General features: G+C 58.4%; 10 protein-coding genes. 6 read left to right on the forward strand and 4 right to left on the reverse strand.

What is annotated here, in order from left to right:
• Positions 1-14: 14 nt before the first annotated feature.
• Entirely contained in the window at positions 15-2318 is a 2304-nt protein-coding gene (locus GEI7407_RS14425; RefSeq protein ID WP_015172935.1) for a tetratricopeptide repeat protein, read from the forward strand.
• Here GEI7407_RS14425 and GEI7407_RS14430 read toward each other — a convergent pair.
• On the reverse strand, positions 2315-4414 hold the full coding sequence (locus tag GEI7407_RS14430; protein ID WP_150109801.1) for a chromosome segregation ATPase: 2100 nt from the start codon (positions 4412-4414) through the stop codon (positions 2315-2317). The two genes, GEI7407_RS14425 and GEI7407_RS14430, sit on opposite strands and share 4 nt — an antisense overlap.
• Positions 4415-4492: 78 nt before the next feature.
• A complete protein-coding gene (gene hslO, locus GEI7407_RS14435; RefSeq protein WP_015172937.1) occupies positions 4493-5395 on the reverse strand; it encodes an Hsp33 family molecular chaperone HslO in 903 nt (300 codons plus the stop codon).
• Between the two features lie 802 nt (positions 5396-6197).
• On the opposite strand from hslO, the gene GEI7407_RS14445 reads away from it, so the two are divergent.
• Positions 6198-6584: a hypothetical protein gene (locus GEI7407_RS14445; RefSeq protein WP_015172939.1), complete on the forward strand. Its 387-nt coding sequence runs from the start codon at positions 6198-6200 to the stop codon at positions 6582-6584.
• A gap of 64 nt (positions 6585-6648) precedes the next feature.
• Here GEI7407_RS14445 and GEI7407_RS14450 read toward each other — a convergent pair whose 3' ends face one another.
• A complete protein-coding gene (locus GEI7407_RS14450; protein ID WP_015172940.1) occupies positions 6649-7074 on the reverse strand; it encodes a universal stress protein in 426 nt (141 codons plus the stop codon).
• A 126-nt stretch (positions 7075-7200) separates the two neighbouring features.
• A complete protein-coding gene (hisD, locus tag GEI7407_RS14455; RefSeq protein ID WP_015172941.1) occupies positions 7201-8532 on the reverse strand; it encodes a histidinol dehydrogenase in 1332 nt (443 codons plus the stop codon).
• 215 nt (positions 8533-8747) lie between these two features.
• On the opposite strand from hisD, the gene rpsT reads away from it, so the two are divergent.
• From rpsT to GEI7407_RS14475, 4 genes are all read left to right on the forward strand, one after another.
• Positions 8748-9053 carry a 30S ribosomal protein S20 gene (rpsT, locus tag GEI7407_RS14460; protein WP_015172942.1) on the forward strand — a complete coding sequence of 102 codons (306 nt, stop codon included), beginning with the start codon at positions 8748-8750 and terminating at the stop codon, positions 9051-9053.
• Positions 9054-9153: 100 nt separating this feature from the next.
• The gene (locus GEI7407_RS14465; protein WP_015172943.1) at positions 9154-9951 is read left to right on the forward strand and encodes a TatD family hydrolase; all 798 of its coding nucleotides are present in this window, start codon (positions 9154-9156) and stop codon (positions 9949-9951) included.
• Positions 9952-10313: 362 nt separating this feature from the next.
• Positions 10314-13634 carry a DNA-directed RNA polymerase subunit beta gene (rpoB, locus tag GEI7407_RS14470; protein ID WP_015172944.1) on the forward strand — a complete coding sequence of 1107 codons (3321 nt, stop codon included), beginning with the start codon at positions 10314-10316 and terminating at the stop codon, positions 13632-13634.
• A gap of 199 nt (positions 13635-13833) precedes the next feature.
• Positions 13834-15726: a DNA-directed RNA polymerase subunit gamma gene (locus tag GEI7407_RS14475; RefSeq protein WP_015172945.1), complete on the forward strand. Its 1893-nt coding sequence runs from the start codon at positions 13834-13836 to the stop codon at positions 15724-15726.
• Positions 15727-15760 lie beyond the last annotated feature (34 nt).

Consider the following 15760-nt stretch of genomic DNA (forward strand, 5'->3'; position numbering starts at 1 on the left):
CATTCTGCGCCGTTATGCCGGATTTTTCCTCCCTCTGCCAAGCCGCTCTTGCCCTGCACGAAAACCAACGCTTCTTGGAAGCGGAGCAAGCCTATCGCAGCGCGCTCCAGGTCAACGACCAAGACGATCCGCTTTGGCACGGCCTGAGTCGGGTCTATGAGGCGATGGGACGTCCGACGGACGCGGCCAAGGCCATGGCAAAGGCAGTGAGCCTCCAACCGCGCCATGCGCCCTATCACAACCGCATGGGCCGCTTGCTGGGGGCCATTCAGGACCCGGACCAAGCGCTGCGGGCCTATCGCAATGCGATCGCCCTTGATGCCAGCTTTTTTGAGCCCTACCTCCCACTGGCTGAGCTGTTGATGGCTCAGGGAGAAACGGACGAGGCGGAAGCGGTGTTGCGCCAGGCCAGCGCTCTCCAGCCCCAAAACCCAACGGTGTATCACCATTTGGGACAGGTGCTGGGCCAGCAAGGGCAACTGGATGAGGCGATCGCCGCCCTAGAAAACGCCCATACCCTGCGCAGCAATGATGCCGAAATTCTGGAGGATCTGGGCCAGGCCTATCAGCAGCGGGCCGCCGTGAACCAGATGCGGGCCGACTTGTGCCTCGGCTTCGCAGCCTATCGGCGCAGCGACCATCCAGTTTCAGTCACCCACTTTCAGCGCTTTCTGGAGACGCCGGGCGCGGGCATCGCCGCCGATGTTCTGGAGCAGGCTTACCGGGCGCTGATCAACAGTCTCCAGGCCCTCGGACGGCAGGAGGAGACGATCGCGGTTTACCGGGCTGCGGTGCAGCACCTGCCCCAGGCGGCGCGCCTCCACTACAATCGGGTCTTGTTTCTGCGGGACTCTGGCCTGAACGAGGCGGCGGCGACTGCTGGCCAAGAAGCGGTGCAGGCGCTGCCCGACTCTTTGGCGGCGCAGCTGGCCGATAAGCTGCTGCTGCCGATCCTGTACCGGCAGCCTGAGGAAATTCCCCGGACGCGCCAGCGCTTTCTCCAGGGACTCGAGACGCTGGGCCAAATCTCTTTGGACACAGCCCAGGAGCGCCAGAGCGCCCTGGAGGCGATCGAGCGCCACGCTAACTTTTATCTGGGCTATCAGGGCTACAACGATCGGGGCTTGCAGGCGGCCTATGGAAAGCTGGTGCATCGGGTACTCAGCGCCAATTTTCCGGACTGGATGCAGCCGCGACCGGTCCCGCCAGCCACGGGCAAGCTGCGCATTGGGTACTTGTCGGACTGCATGCGCCGCCAAACCGTCGGCAAACTCTCGATTGGCTGGCTGCGTCACTGCGATCGCCAGCGGTTCGAGGTGTACTGCTACTCCATCAACTCGGCCCAGGACGAAATCACGGCGGAGTTTCAGCGGCACAGCGACTCTTTTCGTCAGCTGCCCAATAACTTAGCGGCGATCGCCCAACAGGTCTTGGCCGATCAGCTCCACGTGCTGGTGTTTCTCGACATCGGCATGCACCCGAAGGTAAACGCGATCGCGGGGCTGCGCCTGGCACCGGTCCAGGCCGTTACCTGGGGCCATCCCATCACCTCAGGCCTGCCGAACATAGACTATTTTCTCTCCTGCGAGCTGATGGAGCCGGAGAATGCCGAGGAGCATTACTGCGAGCAGCTAGTGTTGCTGCCCAATATTGGCTTTTCCTATGAAAAGCCCAGCATTCCAGCCCTTAACAAGACGCGGGCAGACTTCGGCCTGCGCGATGACGCGGTGGTCTACCTTTCCTGTCAGTCGCTGTTCAAGTATTTGCCGCAGTACGACTGGATTTTCGCGGCGATCGCCCAGCAGGTGCCCCAGGCCCAGTTTGCCTTTTTGGAGCACTCCGCTGCCGCCGTCAATCAGCTTTTCCAGGCGCGCTTACAGCGGGCCTTTGGGGCCGTTGGTCTGCGCAGCGAAGATTTTTGTGTGATGGTGCCCCGGCTAGGCCACGTGAGCTATTTGAGCCTGAACCAGCGATCGGACATTTTTTTGGACACACTCGACTGGTCGGGGGGCAATACAACGCTGGAGGCGATCGCCTGCGGGCTGCCGGTGGTCACGCGTCCGGGTGCTTTCATGCGGGGACGCCACGCCTACGGAATTCTGCGCATGCTGGGCGTGACCGACACGATCGCCGCCAGCGAAGCTGAGTACGTCCAGGTGGCCGTTCGCCTCGGCCAAGAGCCAACTCTGCGCCAGCAGGTGCGAGAGCGCATCATTGCCACTCACGACCGGCTCTACGGCGATCGCGCCTGTGTACAGGCCCTAGAAACCTTTTTTGAGCAGGCGGTGGGTCGCACTCGCCCAGGCGGAGTCTCCTAGGGACCCACCGGCACTGGTGGTTCCGCAGGCGTCTCAGGGGACGCAGACGGCGGCGGCGGTTCACTGACTGCACTCTGCCAGGTCTCGATTTGGCTTTGGGCTGAGGCGTAGGCCGGCGTGCCAGAGGGCACCTGCTGGGCAATGGCGATCGCCCCCGGCAGGTCATAGGAGGCGCGATCGTTGGCCAGGGTGAGAATTTGCTGGCTCCAGTCGGCGATCGCCGCATCTGCCTCAGCGCGCGATTGGCTGTTGGCAGGGACGCGCTCTGCGGCCCGAATGGCCGCCGCCAGAGAGCTTGGGGTCGCGGGCGAGATGGCCAGACGCCGCGCCTCCGCCATGCTTTGCTCGCCCTGAATCTGGGCTCGCCAGGTGGCGATATCTCCTTGGGCTTCGTCGTAGAGAGCTCGACCCGACTGGATTTGCGACGCCACCGAGATCGCCTGGTTGATGTCGCCTCGCTGGGCCGCTCGCCGCGCCTCATCGAGGATCGGGCGATCTTGCGTCTGCTGAATCTGCGATCGCCACGTTTGAATTTTTGTCTGGGCTTCGTCGTAGAGCGCCCGCCCTGACTGGATTTGCGACGCTTCATTGATCGCCGCTTGCAGCGACTCCACATCCCCTGCAAAGGCGACTTGCTCTGCCCGATCCAGGTAGGGCTGGTCTTCCTGGGTTTGAATTTGACTGGTCCAGCGGCTGATTTGCTCCTGGGCCTCCTGCCAGCGGGGGTTCCCCTGGGGAATCAGCGACACCTCGGCGATCGCCGAAGAGAGCGCTCCCACGGTCCCCGTCAGCGCCAAATCCTCCGCCTTGTCGAGACGGGCCACATCCTCAATTTCGAGCTGCCAGCGCGTAATCAGCGACTGTGCTCGACCATGGAGGGGGCGCTGGGGTCCAATGCGCTGAGCCTGCACGATCGCGTCCTGAAGTCCGGCGATCGTCCCTTCCCAGGCGCGCCCGTAGGCCCCCGCCAAACTGGTAAAGTCCTCAACTTCCCCTTGCAGCTCCGCACTCGCCGGAATTCGGCGGGCGATCGAGAGGGCCTCTGTCGAATTTTTGTCCTCTAGCTGCGCTTCCGCCAAGTCCAGCATCTGCCGGCCAAACTTCTTGATTTCCGAGCGCGCCTCCCGGTAAATGTAGCTTTTCTCGCCGATAGACTCCGCTAGCTTGATGGCCTTGAGCAAATTCTCAACACCGCCCGCATCTGCCAAGCGCCGCGCCTCCGACAGCTTGCTGCCGTCCTGGCGCGCCGTCTGGATTTTCTGGTTCAGCTCGTTGTACTTCGTGGTTTCCCAGTAGCGATTGCCCACCGAGAGCAGCCGCACCGCTTCCCGAAACGCTTCGCCCCACTTCTCTTGGCGCAGGAAGTCCTCAGCGTTTTGATAAATTTCTTCCGCATCTGACCAGGTTTTTTGCCACTGCTGAATGCGCTCCTGCACCAACCCAGCCGCTGTCGTGTCCTCCGGGACTCGCCGAGCCGTAGAAATGGCTTCTGACAGCTTACCCTCCTGGAACGAAACCTCTCCTAAGTCCAGAATGCCTTGGGCCCACTCTTCGATGTGGCGATCGATTTCTGGGCGCAGCGGGTGGTTGGCAGGCAAATCCTTGACCAGGGCGATCGCCTCCAAAAAGTCCCGCACCGTCTGCTTATTGGCAGCGAGCTGGGCACAGTACAGCCGCATCGAAGCTGACGCCGTGGGCCAAAAAATCGACGGGCAGTTGGGCAGGGCAGGCAAGCGCAGCATCAGCGCCGCCGCCAGCAGACCCACGCCGCCGGTCGTCAAGATTGCGGCGATCGCCACGGCCGACCAGCCGAGTCGACGGGGCCGGCGAGTCACAGCCGTCGCGCCGGTCGCCGACGGAGAGCCATTCACCCCAGCCGTTGGTGGCTCGGCTGGATTGGACGCCCGTGACGGCCTGGGAGGTTGGGCAGAATTTCCTGCGTTCGGCGGGCGACGAGGCCCTCGGCCAGTCGCTCCCACAGCGCGGGGACGGGAATCTGGAGGCCAACGATCGGGCAGTCTGGGATTCTTGGTCATAGCCACACCATAACAACCGTGCCGCGCGTCGGGCGATCGCCCGCCGACAGGAGTTGCCATATCCTACCGCCCCCTCTCAGAGAAAGCCAAATGTCTCCCGCTTCCTTTCCCTCCGCCAAAGGCTCACCCCATCCCGCCTCAAGACTGAGACTCAGTGCGCAAATCCGACAGCAAGCGCTCTAGATCTGCTTCCGTCGCGCGGTAAACCTCCGCGCAAAAATGGCACGTCGCCTCCGCCCCGCGATCCTGCTCCAGCATGTCTTGCAGCTCCGCCTCGCCCAGCATCTTGAGAGCGCCGATCATCCGGTCAAAAGAACAGCCGCAGTGGAAGCGCAGCATTCGCGTCTCTGGCAAGAGCGTCAAACTCATGTCACCCAGCAAATCCTCCAGAATTTCGGGCAGCGACTTCCCCGCCTTCAGCAGCGGCGTAAATCCAGACAAAGAGCCCACCCGAGACTCTAGGGTTGCCACCAGCGCTTCATCGCGAGCCGCCTTCGGCATCACCTGCAACAGCAGGCCGCCCGACGCCGTCACCCCTTCCGACCCCACAAACACCCCCAACAGCAAAGCCGACGGCGTCTGCTCAGAATTCACCAGGTAATGGCTCACGTCATCACCGATTTCACCCGAGATGAGTTCCACAGTGCTGGAATAGGGGTAGCCATAGCCAACGTCTCGCACCACGTAGAGGTAGCCATCAGAGCCGACAGCACCCCCAACATCGAGCTTGCCTCGCTGATTGGGCGGCAGCTCCACGTCTGGATTATCCACATAGCCCCGGACCGTGCCGTCGAGGCCTGCATCCACCAAGACGCCACCTAGAGGGCCATTGCCCTTCACCCGAATATTGACTCGGGATTCATTACTTTTCATGCTCGAGGCCAGCAAGAGCCCTGCCGCCATCGTCCGCCCCAAAGCAGCTGTTGCCACGTAGGACAGCTGGTGACGCTTCCTAGCCTCTTCTGTCAAGCGGGTCGTCACCACCCCCACTGCCCGAATCCCGCCGTCTGCTGCGGTCGCCCGAATCAACTGGTCTGCCATGAACCCTTTACCTTACATTTCTTCATATCTCCGCTATCTCTATTCTAGAGGTGCGGTTTTCCTTCCCAAAGGACAGACCGCAGAGTTTCCAGTGCTCTCATCGAAACCTCCTAGGTCCGAAACTCCGCCCTTCTAGGGCGACTTGATGCGTTAGCTAAAGCAGCAGAAGCCTCACGCCATCATCCTTGGTTTGGCGTGAGATGACGACGCTCCCCTGACCCATGCCCCAGACGCGGGAAGGGAAAGTGAGCGAATTCGTGTTTCTGTGGATGCGTAAAACTTTGACAGTGCCGAGGTTGAACATACTTTGGTACTTGTTCAAAGTCTGCGGTAGGGCATTCCGTGGACTCAAAATAAAGCTCAAGAAACGCCCGATGGGATACCAGGGGTCACTGAGAAGCCTACGCTGCATACGTCAGTATCAGCGTAGGAGTATGTCACAATTTGCCTGATCACTAACCCACCCCAGACGATGGGTCAGATAGCCCATACGAGCGAAGTCCAGTTAGCTCTGGCGACGCAGCAAAATCGGTAGACTGGGAAAAGAAAGCGGGATAATGGGTCAGCACATCCCCCGAATCAACAAGCAACATAGAATTCTCTGAATTCGACCAACAAGAACCGTGGGACATGCGGGGTTAGTCTGCGGAGCACAAGCGTAAGGCCGTCAAACTTTTTGGAGAGTAGAGGCAGTTGCTCGGAAGCAGAAAACCCAAGTCGTGAGACTTGGGAATCACTGTGGGTTTACCCGGTGAGGATGTCAAACTAGAGGGAAATTTGTCCACTTACTTGCGATCGCCCCATGCTAGGGACGTTTCAACAAAGCCATCTGCGCATCGAACTCAACGCTTCAGAAGCCAACCTTCGCGCCAGCCTCCTGTGTCCCGAAGAATTTCGCCAGTGGCTCTGGCCGCAGCAATTTAGCGCCAATCTGCCCGACAAGCTCCAGCCCGGGACGCGCTTTACCAGCTGGATCGGGCCGATCGCCATTCAGCACTACGTCGAGGCGGCGGACGAGCACCATCTACGCATGCTGCTTAGTCAGGGTATCGACGGCTTTCATGAATGGCATTGGGGAGAAGGCTGGGTCCAGTCTCGCCTTGAGGGCATCTCGGCCTTGCCGCTCAATCTGGGTCAAACCCTCAGCCTGGCTAGGCTAAAGCAGTTCTTGACAGCTTCAGCTTCGTAAAGACTTGATCTTCAGCCATCGCCTTTAGCACTCGCTTAAACGCCGGTTTTGTTGGCTCATTGCCTCAAGAGCGAGGCTTGACGACCAGCACAGAGCAGGGGGCATCCGCAACGACCTGGCTACTGACGGAGCCTTGCAAGATCCGATTTAGTCCCGTCAAGCCTCGACTGCCAATGGCGATCAGGTCCGCTTGATAAATATTTGACAGCCGAATGATTTCTTCTGCCGGATCTCCCAGGGCGATCTCGAGTTCCGTTACACAAGAAAACTGGCCCTGGTAAGCCTGCAAACGCTTTTCAAGCTGCCGATAGGACAGGTCTTGGGCGTCGTGGGGGCGGTCTGCCACCACATCTTGGTCCGCCTCTGTTCTGGCAACGACATGGGACAGAACCACCTTGGAATCCTTTGTCAGCGGCAGTTCCAAGACCATTTGCACAACTTGATCTGACAAATCAGAGTCATCAAGGGCTACGAGAATCGTTTTGGGCACAGACAGTCACTCCCCATGAGAGAACATGTACCCCTGGACTGCTTGCGGCGGATTAGCGGCAAGGCGCTACGACACAAGCAACAAGTGCCAGGGGATACAGATAACTTACCGGGTCACGCAGGGTTCTCAAGACTCGTTTTCTGAAGTTCGCGCCTTGAGGGAGCTATTTTGCGTGCGCAGCCGGACTGAGTCGGCATGAGACGGCAGTCCTTCGGCGATCGCCAGGGCCTCGACCGCCCCAGCTACGTTCTGTAGAGCTGCTGGAGAATAGTGAATGATGCTGGAGTGCTTCATAAAAGTTTCGACACTCAAAGCAGAGGCATAGCGCGCAGAGCCAGACGTTGGCAGGGTGTGGTTGGGGCCAGCTAGGTAGTCGCCGACCGCCTCAGGCGTCGAGCAACCTAGGAAAATCGCGCCAGCATGGCGAATGTGCTCTAGCAAATCCCACGGTTCAGCCACTTCGAGCTCTAGGTGCTCTGGCGCAAACTCATTGGACAGCTCTGCTGCCTCTTCGAGGGATTCAACAACAATTACTACCCCATAGTGGGCGATCGCCTTCTCGGTGAGCGTGCGGCGAGGATGATTGGCCAGCTGCCGGTCCACCTCCGCCACCACCGCCTCTGCCAGGCCATGATGGGTCGTAATCAGCACCGCTGCCGCCATCGGATCATGCTCCGCCTGGGCCAGGAGGTCCGCCGCGACGTGCACCGGATCCGCTGCCGTATCCGCAATAATCAGCACCTCCGAAGGCCCCGCCAGGGAATCAATCCCGACCGTCCCATAGACTAGCTTTTTGGCCAAGGTGACATAGATATTGCCAGGCCCCGTGATCACGTCCACCTTGGGCACCGTTTCGGTGCCATAGGCCAAAGCGCCAACAGCCTGAGCCCCCCCAACCCGATAAATCTCTTGGACGCCTGCCTCTTGAGCCGCCACCAGCACTGCCGGATTGATTGTTTTATCAGGACCCGGCGGCGTCACCATCACAATGCGCGGCACCCCAGCCACCTTCGCCGGTACAGCATTCATAATGACTGTGCTGGGATAGGAGGCCCGGCCACCCGGTACATACAGTCCTGCGCGATCGACGGGCGTGTAGCGCTTCCCCAGGACAATTTCATCTTGACCAAACTGCACCCAGCTTTTGGGCGTACGCTGGCGATGGAAGTCCTCCACCTGGCGACAGGCAAGACGGATGGCGTCTAGAAGCTCTTTGGGCACCTGCTGATAGGCAGCATCTAGCTCCGAGCCACTGACTCTGAGTTCTTCTGGCTTGAGATGCTGTTGGTCAAACTCGGCCGTGTAATGCAGAAGAGCCTTGTCGCCTTGGCGCTTGATGGATTGAAGGACTTCTCGGACCGTGGCTTCTTTGTGAACCACTTGGTCATCGTGGGTACGCTCACAGATGCGCCGAAGCTCATTCTGTGCCTCAGTTCGCTGAGTAATAATTCGCAGCATGGAATTGATACGCCAATCGTGAGGGAACCGGCTAGGGATATGGGTCTTCTCAGTTAACCATAGCGAGAACCGCTACGCAGACCTATACTCGTCTCTCTAGCTTAGCTCGGATTTTTATTTTCCAGGCGATCGCCCTATCTTGCGAGCGGATGCTATGATAATACGTCTAGCATTTTGTATAGTTAATCTCTGTAGACGCATTTTCGGGGCTGACTGTGGCAAACATCAAGTCTGCAATCAAACGGGTTCAAATTGCCGAGCGCAATCGTCTTCGCAACAAGTCGTACAAATCGGCTGTGAAGACTCTCACGAAGAAGTATCTGAGCGCCGTTGACGAGTACGCGGCCAATCCGAGTCAAGATCAACTGAAGGTGGTCCATGAGCGCCAAGCTGAAGCCTTCAGCAAAATCGACAAGGCCGTCAAGCGTGGCGTCTTCCACACCAACACCGGTGCCCGGAAGAAGTCTCGCCTAGCCAAGGTTCTCAAGCACCATACGGCTCCTGCGGCAGCTGCATCCTGAGCTCTTTAGTTTCGACGACAGTGAGGCTGTCTTGCTGGTTCTCTGAGAACTTATCTTCGACAGTTCACTGTTCCCGTACATCAGGTTAATCGCGGCAGTAATGACGACTTCGCTCATTGATACGCACGTTCATATCAACTTTGACACCTTCAAAGAAGATATAGAGGCTGTGCGACAACGATGGATAGAATCAGGTGTTGAACACCTGATTCATTCGTGTGTTGAGCCGTCTGAATTTCAGAGCATTCAGGCTTTGGCCCACCGGTTTCCCGAGGTCTTTTTTGCCGTGGGGCTACATCCGCTGGATGTGGATCAGTGGACCGCTGATATGGGCGAAGAAATCTGCCGACTGGCCCAGTCTGATGCCAAGGTTGTGGCCATTGGCGAAACGGGACTGGACTTCTACAAAGCTGACGACCGCGATCGGCAAGTTGCTGCTTTTAGGGCGCAGCTCGCGATCGCCCACCAGCTCGACTTGCCAGTCATCATTCACTGTCGCGACGCCGCCGCAGAGATGGCTCAAATTTTGCAAGAGTTTTGGCAGCAGCAAGGTCCAGTCAAGGGCGTCATGCACTGCTGGGGTGGAACTCCCGAAGAAACACAATGGTTTCTAGACCTGGGACTCTACATCAGCTTTAGCGGCACCGTGACCTTCAAGAAAGCAACGCAGATTCAAGACTCTGCTCGCCTGGTTCCGGGCGATCGCCTTCTGGTCGAAACTGACTGTCCGTTCTTGGCGCCCGTGCCCCAACGGGGCAAGCGCAACGAGCCGGCCTTCGTTCGTCACGTCGCCGCCCAAGTCGCTCAGCTACGAGAGACATCCCTCGAGGCGATCGCGGCTCAAACCAGCCAAAACGCCCGGTGTCTTTTCAAGCTGCCTGTTGCGGTCACTCAATAATGCCTCGTGGTGGTCAGTTTTTCCCCATCGGCATTGACGTCTTCTCCGAGCTCGCCCCAAAGCAAATCGGCCCACTCTAGCGCGATTGCGTCATAATGAACAATGAACAGCCGCCCGTCGACGCCTACCCCCTTTGGCCTTTGGTTCAAACATTCTGCGCATTAGGCGATCGCTATCTATTCACTGACCAGCCACCCTTTCAGGCCAAGCGATACCGTTCTTTTGCAATAGCGACTCGTTAATCTGAATAGCTACGGGTCTGGGTCTTCTCACGTAGGACCTAGACTTTTTCTATTGACATTTTCACGTACGTAGTGTAATATCTGGGACTCGCGCTGGGCGTGACCCGTTTGAGGAGACGCATGACTGATCAACTTAATACTCTACCCGCTTTCACTCTGCCAGACTTAGTTGAGATTCAGCGGGCTAGTTTCCGCTGGTTCCTGGAAGAAGGGCTCATCGAGGAACTTGACAGTTTTTCCCCGATTACGGACTACACCGGCAAGCTAGAACTTCACTTCATTGGTAAGGACTATAAGCTCAAAAGTCCCAAATACGATGTAGATGAAGCCAAGCGGCGCGACAGCACCTACGCCGTCCAGATGTACGTTCCGACTCGCCTGATCAACAAAGAAACCGGCGAGATCAAAGAACAAGAAGTCTTCATCGGCGATCTTCCGCTGATGACCGAGCGCGGTACCTTCATCATCAACGGTGCTGAGCGAGTCATTGTCAACCAGATCGTCCGGAGCCCTGGCGTCTACTACAAGTCCGAGATCGACAAAAACGGTCGCCGGACCTACAACGCGAGCTTGATCCCCAACCGGGGCGCCTGGCTAAAATTTGAGACCGACAAAAACGATCTTGTCTGGGTTCGCATCGACAAGACCCGCAAGCTCTCGGCTCAGGTTCTCCTCAAAGCCCTCGGCCTCAGCGACAACGAGATTTTTGACGCCCTCCGTCACCCAGAATACTTCCAAAAAACCATTGAGAAAGAAGGGCAGTACAGCGAAGATGAAGCTCTCATGGAGCTCTATCGCAAGCTGCGCCCCGGCGAACCTCCGACCGTCTCGGGCGGCGCTCAGCTTCTAGAGTCTCGTTTCTTCGATCCCAAGCGCTACGACCTAGGCAAAGTGGGTCGCTACAAGATCAACCGCAAGCTGCGCCTGAGCGTTCCGGAAGGAACTCGCGTCCTGACCCCCCAAGACATCTTGGCGGCGATCGACTATCTCATTAACCTGGAGTTTGACATCGGATCTATCGACGACATTGACCACCTGGGTAATCGTCGGGTCCGCTCCGTGGGTGAGCTGCTCCAAAACCAAGTGCGCGTCGGCCTCAACCGCCTAGAGCGCATCATTCGTGAGCGGATGACAGTTTCCGATGCCGACTCCCTGACCCCCGCATCCCTGGTCAACCCCAAACCGCTGGTGGCAGCCATCAAGGAATTCTTTGGTTCCTCCCAGCTGTCTCAGTTCATGGACCAAACCAATCCTCTGGCCGAGCTGACGCACAAGCGACGCCTGAGCGCCCTTGGACCGGGCGGTCTAACCCGTGAGCGCGCTGGCTTCGCTGTCCGCGATATTCACCCGTCTCACTACGGACGTATCTGCCCCATCGAGACCCCTGAAGGCCCCAACGCGGGTCTGATCGGCTCTCTGGCCACCCACGCCCGCGTCAACGCCTATGGCTTTATCGAGACCCCCTTTAGCCGGGTCGAGAACGGCCGCGTCCTGAAAGATCAGGCGCCCATGTACATGACGGCGGACGAAGAGGACGATCTGCGGGTTGCCCCTGGCGACATCCCGATGGACGAGGAAGGCTACATCCAGGGCGAAACGGTCCCTGTCCGCTACCGCCAGGACTTCACGACGACCACCACCAACGAGGTGGACTACGTCGCCGTGTCGCCGGTTCAGATTATTTCTGTTGCAACGTCGCTGATTCCGTTCCTTGAGCACGACGACGCAAACCGAGCGCTCATGGGCTCGAACATGCAGCGGCAGGCGGTTCCTCTGCTGCGGCCTGAGCGTCCTTTGGTCGGCACGGGCCTAGAAGCCCAGGCTGCCCGAGACTCTGGCATGGTGATCGTGAGCCGCACCGACGGAGAAGTCACCTACGTTGACGCTCGCCGGATCCGCGTTCGCGATGAGAACAATCGAGAGCACGACTACCAGATCCAAAAGTATCAGCGGTCTAACCAAGACACCTGCCTAAATCAGCGTCCGATCGTGTTTGTGGGCGATCGCGTGAGAGCAGGTCAGATCCTGGCAGACGGTTCGGCCACCGAAGGGGGCGAACTGGCCCTAGGCCAAAACATCCTCGTCACTTACATGCCCTGGGAAGGGTACAACTACGAGGACGCGATTCTCATCAGCGAGCGCCTCGTCCATGACGACGTCTACACCTCAATTCACATCGAAAAATACGAGATTGAGGCTCGCCAAACCAAGCTTGGCCCCGAGGAAATCACTCGCGAAATTCCGAACGTGGGTGAAGACGCTCTGCGGCAGCTCGATGAGACCGGCATTATTCGGATTGGTGCCTGGGTCGAAGCCGGCGACATCCTCGTCGGTAAAGTCACGCCCAAGGGAGAGTCAGACCAGCCCCCCGAAGAAAAACTGCTGCGCGCGATCTTCGGCGAAAAAGCTCGCGACGTCCGAGACAACTCCCTGCGCGTGCCCAACGGGGAGAAAGGCCGCGTCGTAGACGTGCGGGTCTTCACCCGAGAGCAAGGCGACGAGCTGCCGCCGGGCGCCAACATGGTGGTGCGCGTCTACGTTGCCCAGAAACGCAAGATCCAGGTGGGCGACAAGATGGCCGGCCGTCACGGCAACAAAGGCATCATCTCCCGTATCTTGCCCATCGAAGATATGCCCTATCTTCCCGACGGCACGCCCGTTGACATCGTGCTCAACCCCCTCGGTGTGCCTTCGCGGATGAACGTTGGTCAGGTCTTTGAATGCCTGCTGGGCTGGGCTGGCGAACACCTCGACGTCCGCTTCAAGATCACGCCCTTTGACGAAATGCACGGCCCTGAAACCTCCAGAGAAACCGTGCATGGCAAGCTCCAAGAAGCCCAGGACCACCGCCAACAAACCGACAGCCAGTACAACTGGGATTGGCTCTATAACCCTCAAGATCCGGGCAAAATCCAGGTCTACGATGGTCGGACCGGCGAACCGTTCGATCGCCCTGTCACCGTCGGCAAAGCCTACATGCTGAAGCTGGTGCACTTGGTCGACGACAAGATCCACGCCCGTTCCACCGGTCCCTACTCCTTGGTCACCCAGCAACCCCTGGGCGGCAAAGCCCAGCAAGGGGGTCAGCGCTTTGGAGAAATGGAAGTGTGGGCCCTCGAAGCCTTCGGGGCCGCCTATACCTTGCAAGAACTGCTGACTGTCAAATCCGACGACATGCAAGGTCGAAACGAAGCCCTCAACGCGATCGTCAAGGGCAAAGCCATTCCTCGTCCCGGCACCCCCGAGTCCTTCAAGGTCTTGATGCGAGAGCTGCAATCCCTCTGCTTGGATGTAGCAGTCCACAAAATTGACACCAAGGATGACGGCACTAGCCTCGATGAAGAAGTCGATTTGATGGCAGACGTTAACAGTCGGCGAGCTCCCTCTCGACCAACCTATGAGTCCATCTCCCGTGAGGAAATGATCGAAGAGGAAGACTAGAGCCGTCCCAGGGTGGGGAAGTCAGCCTTCAAAAGCTCGAAGTCGCTGCTTCCTCACCCACTTGAAACTTTCCTGACAACTCAAGCGTTGAGCCGGGCCATCTTCACCCCCTCAGAGCTCGCTCAACCCTCCTTTGAGACGTAGCGCTCATAATTTCAGAACGAAGCAAGCCAGTAGACATAAGGAAAGGCTGTAAGTGATGCCGAAGCTAGAACAGCGGTTTGATTACGTCAAAATTGGTCTGGCATCGCCGGATCGAATTCGGCAGTGGGGCGAGCGAACCCTGCCCAACGGTCAGCTAGTGGGAGAGGTTACCAAACCTGAAACCATCAACTACCGGACTCTCAAGCCGGAAATGGACGGTCTTTTCTGTGAGCGGATCTTTGGACCCGCAAAAGACTGGGAATGCCACTGCGGAAAATATAAGCGGGTGCGTCACCGGGGCATCGTTTGCGAGCGCTGCGGTGTCGAGGTTACAGAATCCCGCGTTCGGCGTCACCGCATGGGGTATATCAAGCTGGCTGCTCCCGTAGCCCACGTTTGGTACCTCAAGGGAATTCCCAGCTACATGGCGATCTTGCTGGACATGCCGCTGCGCGATGTCGAGCAAATTGTTTATTTCAACGCCTATGTGGTGTTGAATCCTGGCAATGCTGACAACCTTGCCTACAAACAGCTGCTGACCGAAGACCAGTGGCTCGAGATTGAAGATCAGCTCTACAGCGAAGACTCTCAGCTGGTGGGAGTCGAAGTTGGTATCGGGGCAGAAGCGCTGGAGCGCCTGCTGCAAGACATTCAGCTGGAAGAAGAGGCAGAAAAGCTCCGGGAAGAAATCGCCACCTCCAAGGGCCAAAAGCGCGCCAAGCTGATCAAGCGCCTGCGGGTGATTGACAACTTCATCGCGACGGGCGCTCAGCCGGACTGGATGGTGCTGTCCTACATTCCGGTGATTCCGCCCGACCTGCGGCCTATGGTCCAGCTAGACGGGGGCCGCTTCGCGACCTCTGACCTGAATGACCTCTATCGGCGCGTCATCAACCGCAACAACCGTTTGGCGCGTCTGCAGGAAATCCTGGCGCCTGAAATTATTGTCCGCAACGAGAAGCGGATGCTACAGGAGGCCGTGGATGCCCTGATTGACAACGGTCGCCGGGGCCGGACGGTGGTGGGCGCCAACAACCGCCCTCTGAAGTCGCTCTCGGACATCATTGAAGGTAAGCAGGGCCGTTTCCGCCAAAACCTCCTGGGTAAGCGGGTTGACTACTCTGGTCGTTCGGTCATCGTGGTGGGTCCGAAGCTTCGGATTCATCAGTGCGGTTTGCCGCGGGAGATGGCGATCGAGCTCTTCCAGCCTTTTGTGATTCATCGGCTGATTCGTCAGGGCCTAGTGAACAACATCAAGGCGGCGAAAAAGCTGATCCAGCGGGGTGATTCTAGCGTTTGGGATGTGCTGGAAGAGGTGATCGATGGTCACCCTGTCCTGCTAAACCGAGCCCCGACGCTGCACCGCTTGGGCATCCAAGCCTTTGAGCCGATCTTGGTGGAGGGGCGCGCAATTCAGCTGCACCCGCTGGTGTGTCCTGCGTTCAACGCGGACTTCGACGGAGACCAGATGGCGGTGCACGTGCCGCTCTCTCTGGAGTCCCAGGCAGAAGCTCGACTGCTGATGCTGGCGTCCAACAACATTCTTTCGCCTGCAACGGGGCGGCCGATTGTGACGCCGAGTCAGGACATGGTGTTGGGCTGCTATTACTTGACGGCTCACAACCCTACTAGCATGAAGGGCTCTGGACGCTACTTTGCCAACCTTGAGGACGCCATTGTGGCTTTTGAGCAGCAGCAGGTAGATCTGCACGCCTATATTTGGGTGCGCTTTGACGGCGCCGTTGATGCGGATGAGGCAGAAGGTGAGCCGGAGATCGAGGAGGCCGCTGACGGCACGAGAGTCAAGCTGTACAAGGGTGTGAAGTCGGGCATTCCTCTGCGGCGGGTTCGGGAGGATGAGAATGGGGAAGTGATTTCCCAGTATGTCTGGACCACACCGGGTCGCATTATCTTCAACAAGACCATTCAGGACGTTCTGGCAGTCTAGGAGTCGACTGGAGCTGCCCTTCGCTCGAAGTGGC

Origin of the sequence: Geitlerinema sp. PCC 7407 (genome assembly GCF_000317045.1) — a bacterium.
Classification (GTDB): Bacteria; Cyanobacteriota; Cyanobacteriia; order PCC-7407; family PCC-7407; genus PCC-7407.

Bases quoted from the DNA above. Each gene is read 5' to 3' on its own strand.
- GEI7407_RS14465 (WP_015172943.1), top strand. From the start codon at position 9,154: ATGACGACTTCGCTCATTGATACGCACGTTCATATCAACTTTGACACC.
- rpoB (WP_015172944.1), top strand. From the start codon at position 10,314: ATGACTGATCAACTTAATACTCTACCCGCTTTCACTCTGCCAGACTTA.
- GEI7407_RS14430 (WP_150109801.1), bottom strand. From the start codon at position 4,414: ATGGCAACTCCTGTCGGCGGGCGATCGCCCGACGCGCGGCACGGTTGT.
- GEI7407_RS14445 (WP_015172939.1), top strand. From the start codon at position 6,198: ATGCTAGGGACGTTTCAACAAAGCCATCTGCGCATCGAACTCAACGCT.
- hisD (WP_015172941.1), bottom strand. From the start codon at position 8,532: ATGCTGCGAATTATTACTCAGCGAACTGAGGCACAGAATGAGCTTCGG.
- GEI7407_RS14475 (WP_015172945.1), top strand. From the start codon at position 13,834: ATGCCGAAGCTAGAACAGCGGTTTGATTACGTCAAAATTGGTCTGGCA.
- GEI7407_RS14425 (WP_015172935.1), top strand. From the start codon at position 15: ATGCCGGATTTTTCCTCCCTCTGCCAAGCCGCTCTTGCCCTGCACGAA.
- hslO (WP_015172937.1), bottom strand. From the start codon at position 5,395: ATGGCAGACCAGTTGATTCGGGCGACCGCAGCAGACGGCGGGATTCGG.